This is a genomic window from Polaribacter marinus, assembly GCF_022662535.1.
Lineage (GTDB): Bacteria > Bacteroidota > Bacteroidia > Flavobacteriales > Flavobacteriaceae > Polaribacter > Polaribacter marinus.
In genome coordinates, this window is record NZ_JAKQYM010000034.1 from 1 (window position 1) to 4,334 (window position 4,334).

Genomic DNA, 4,334 nt, shown 5'->3' on the forward strand with positions numbered 1-4,334 from the left:
TTTGTAAACTTCTATTTTCCTGCGGAAAATAGCCGTTCACGTAAAACGCAACTTTCAATAACACAAACTCGTTGGCAACAAGCCCAAAACTGCACGTTGAAAAACGAACATTCTGAAAAAATGAAACTAAAAACAATAATACTTGCTATGGGAATTTTATCATTTTTATTTGGCTGTAAAAACGAGAATAGATATAAAGATAAACACGGAAATGAAATCATTGAAAAAGGAGATGAAACATTTATAATCCCAACAGAATATAAAAAGACTGGAGCATTATATAAAATGTTTTTACGAAATGAAACTGACAAACCTGTAAGCATTAAAGACAAATTTACCCTGAAACCGAATGAAGATAAAATATTTGAATTTATAGATACAGATTCAATTTTGTTTGACTTTGGAACTAAAATTTATTTCGGAGAAAATGGACTTGAAACAGATGACAAAAAAGGTGAATTAGCAGGAATTGGAGGTGAATATTGGGGAAAGTATAATGTTCCAGAAGATGTTGAATATGGATTTGTTATTGTAAAAGCTGGAGAAGGTGATATTGTGGCTGAATAAAAAGCCAGTTGCCAACAACGTATAAACAAAATTGCTGGTTTTAGCTCACTTGTGAAAATCCTTCGGATTTTCGCCGTTCGTGATTTATTTAGTAACTTTACTGCTGAAACAACGCAACTTTGCTTATACAAACACGTTAGCAAATATTGTGGAATCCACTCAAACTCGCTAAATAGAGAAACAAAATTTATAAAAAACTGAAAATTCTCTTACGAACGAAAAATTAAAAAATGAAAAAAAGTATTATTATTTTAATTTTAATAACGCTGAATAGTTGTAAACCTTCACCAACTTATAATGCTTTTGACGAAGAATTTGATATTTCATTAAGAGAAGTTGTGAAAAATGGTTGTGACACTATAACTGTTGGTTGTGGATTTTTTAATTTGCGTGAAAAAAATGGAAAATTAAGAAACTATTATCAAATTTATGTTGAGGATTGGAATAATGTTGTTGCCAAAGGTTTTGATTACATTTTGGACACTTTATATCTTAAAGAGGAAAGAGAATTTGGAAAAATTCGTAATCTAAAAATATCAGAAACTCAAATTGTTGAATTAAATACTGAATTAGAAAAATATGGTTTTAAATTCTATAATCAAAAAGAAGACGAATTTGGAAATAATTCTGTTGAGATAATAAATGAATTATCAGAAAAAACATTTGAATTGGAACCTTTAACTGAATGGATAAACCAAAAAGATTTAGTTATTTATAGACAATTGAGTTATTTCAAAGGAAAATAACATTTGCTAACACCGTGTATAATTAATTGCTAGTTTTGGCTCACTTGGGAAATTCCTCCGGAATTTCGCCGTTCGTGTTTTATTTACTAAATTACTTGTTTAATACACGCAACTAATCATACACAACAACGTTGGCATTAATATAAGAAACGAATGGAAGTTAAATATCAAGTATTTGTAAGTTCAACATACAAGGACTTATTAGAAGAAAGACAAGAAGTTATGCAAGCTTTATTAGAATTAGATTGCATACCAGTTGGAATGGAACTTTTTCCAGCGACTGATGACGACCAATGGACACTTATAAAAAGACTTATAGATGATTGTGATTACTACATTCTAATTGTTGGAGGTCGATATGGTTCCATAAATACAGAGGGTATTAGTTATACTCAAATGGAATATGAATATGCTTTAAATAAAGGAATTCCAATAATATCTTTTCTACATAAAAAACCTGAAAATATTGCTGTCGGAAAATCTGAAAATGAAAAAGAATTAAAAAAGAAACTGGAATCCTTTAAAGAATTAGTACAACAAAAAACTTGTAAATATTACGAAAGTCCAATTGAATTAGGTTCTATTGTAAGCAGAAGTCTTGTAAGACTAACTAAAGATAAACCACAACCTGGTTGGGTCAAATCAACTTTCCTTCCGAGTGAAGAAAGTACAAAAGAAATTTTGGAACTCACAAAACAAGTTGAATTGCTAAAAGGGGAATTAGAAAAAGTAAAAACCAAAGCACCTGAAGGAAGTGAAAATTTAAGTCAAGGTACTGATACAATTGAATTAAATTTTTCTTTCACAGCAAGTGGAAATACCTATAAAATTAGAAACGTAAATTACACTTCAGCTACCAAATTGACTTGGGATGAAATTTTTGGCGAAATTAGTCCTCTAATGATTGATGAATCTTCTGAAAGACCAATTCGAAATAGTATAACCAAACTAATAAGAGACAAAGAATATAAAAAGTTGGAAAAGCAATTTAAAGAAGAGGAACGCTATCCGACTGATTTCAGCATTAATGATAGTGACTATCAGACTATAAAAATACAACTTCGAGCATTAAATCTAATGACTGAAAGTATTAGAAAAAGAGGTGTGAGAGACACTACAACATATTGGACTTTAACACCTTTTGGAGATACAGTTATGACTAGATTAAGAGCGATTAAAAGATAAAATACTAATGCCAACACCGTATATAATTTATTGCTGGCTTCTCGCCTAATTACGAAAGTCCTCGCGGACTTTCTTGGTCAGTAATTATTTGCTAAATTAGTTCCTTAAAACACGCAACAAACCATATACAAACACGTTACCCACAAGCTGATAAAACCGACAAACGATAGAATAAAAACATAAAGAATGGCTACAAAAACAAGGAAAATAGGATTTTATTACCTAACACTCAATTCTGGAGACACAACAATTGAAAGTGCGCTTAACGAAACATTAAATCACATTAATGGTCTTTCAAAAGTCGACAGAAGTAGAACAATCAAAAATCCTAAATTCGGTTTTTTAGATAGTATAAACTCTAACTCTGATAATACAAAGCATAAAATTATTTTTAAAAGTGCTTCACATAGTTTTAGACCACCACTAGTTCATCGTGATACAATTGCAGAACGTGAAAGTCCTAAAAGTATGGAAGAAGGAGAAACTCAAAAGACTCATTTAATTACAAAAGCAATCGGCGGAGATGTAATTATCATTTTAGAAAAACATCAAGCAGGAATGACAATACAGCAAATTAAACATTACTTGAATTTCTATGCTAGTTCTCTTGAGTCAGAAACACAAATAAATTTTGATTTTGAAACCATCGCTAAAGATAATTTTTTAGAAGAGATTGAGAGTTTATCAAGAGTAGTAAGTGCTGATGTTTATGTTGACAAACAATTATTAGGCAGTGAAGTTCTTGATTATTCAGAAAGAACAAGTACTGTAAAACACGAAGTTGTTGTTTCTGTAAAAGCTAAAAACAGAGATAATATAAGTGATTTTGCTCGTGATGTATATGCAAAACTAAATAGCGGACAAAACGAAATACAGAGATTACGAGTTGTTGGTCGAAATAATGACAATAACGTTGTAAAGATAAACACAGACTTTATTGAAAGACAAGAATATGTAAAACCTACAGTCAATCAAGTTACCGGAGAAATTAGAACAAGTGACCTTTTTAATGAAATGGAATCTGTTTTACAAAATTTCAATTAAATATGTATCTAGAATTCCTATTACTAATTGCTGACTATTATCGAACTGTTTCAAAAAGAATCTTCTTTTTCGAATGGTTAATTCCGTTTTTGACAGGAATTGGAGTTTTTCTACTTTTATTTTTTGGCTCGTCAACATCTGCAACAATAGTATTTAAAGATAATGCCATAAATCTTTTAGGTATTTTAGTTGGTTTTTCTATAACAATTATTACAATATTAACCACAGGACAAGGACAAAATTTAGATGAGATAAAAAACAAGGAAACTAAAATAGAAATTAATAATAAAAAAATAACTTTATTTAGATTACTTCTTATCAATTTCACATATTCTGTAATTATTGAAGTTGGCCTTATAATTACCTGTTTGATTTATCCATTGTTGATTGACAATATTGATTTTAGCAAAAACATAAAATATGTAGGATTTTCTATTTTAGTCTTTTTGATTTTACACATTATGCTTTTAACAATGCGGAATCTTAGTGACTTTTATCTGATTTTAGTGAAACCGCCGAAAAAAGCCAGTGGGTAACAATGTATATAAAAAATAGGGCGGAAAGTGATAATTCAAAGGCTTGTGCTTTTTTGCAAAGTCCGCCACATTTTTAATTTGTATTTTAGAAAGAAAGATAAAAATAAAACAAAAAATATGGCTCAGTATAAATCTGAAAGTAAGTGCTTATCATCTGCCCTACTTTTCATATACTAGACCGTTGTGTGTAATGTGAGAATGAACTACGAAACAAACTTCAAACCAACCGAAAAACATCTGTCACAAATTGAAAAAT

The 4,334-nt window shown here is 29.9% G+C and carries 5 protein-coding genes; all 5 read left to right on the forward strand.

Annotation, left to right across the window (positions count from 1 at the left end):
- Positions 1 to 567: hypothetical protein (locus tag MC378_RS15090; protein ID WP_242179639.1), on the forward strand; the 567-nt coding region annotated here is incomplete at its 5' end.
- A 230-nt stretch (positions 568 to 797) separates the two neighbouring features.
- Positions 798 to 1,313, forward strand: coding sequence for a hypothetical protein (locus MC378_RS15095; RefSeq protein WP_242179641.1), 516 nt, complete (start codon positions 798 to 800; stop codon positions 1,311 to 1,313).
- Between the two features lie 153 nt (positions 1,314 to 1,466).
- The gene (locus MC378_RS15100) at positions 1,467 to 2,498 is read left to right on the forward strand and encodes a DUF4062 domain-containing protein (protein ID WP_242179642.1); all 1,032 of its coding nucleotides are present in this window, start codon (positions 1,467 to 1,469) and stop codon (positions 2,496 to 2,498) included.
- Between the two features lie 186 nt (positions 2,499 to 2,684).
- Positions 2,685 to 3,542, forward strand: coding sequence for a hypothetical protein (locus MC378_RS15105; protein WP_242179644.1), 858 nt, complete (start codon positions 2,685 to 2,687; stop codon positions 3,540 to 3,542).
- A gap of 2 nt (positions 3,543 to 3,544) precedes the next feature.
- Positions 3,545 to 4,078 carry a hypothetical protein gene (locus tag MC378_RS15110; RefSeq protein WP_242179647.1) on the forward strand — a complete coding sequence of 178 codons (534 nt, stop codon included), beginning with the start codon at positions 3,545 to 3,547 and terminating at the stop codon, positions 4,076 to 4,078.
- Positions 4,079 to 4,334: the final 256 nt, after the last annotated feature.

Bases quoted from the DNA above. Each gene is read 5' to 3' on its own strand.
- MC378_RS15095 (WP_242179641.1), top strand. From the start codon at position 798: ATGAAAAAAAGTATTATTATTTTAATTTTAATAACGCTGAATAGTTGT.
- MC378_RS15100 (WP_242179642.1), top strand. From the start codon at position 1,467: ATGGAAGTTAAATATCAAGTATTTGTAAGTTCAACATACAAGGACTTA.
- MC378_RS15105 (WP_242179644.1), top strand. From the start codon at position 2,685: ATGGCTACAAAAACAAGGAAAATAGGATTTTATTACCTAACACTCAAT.
- MC378_RS15110 (WP_242179647.1), top strand. From the start codon at position 3,545: ATGTATCTAGAATTCCTATTACTAATTGCTGACTATTATCGAACTGTT.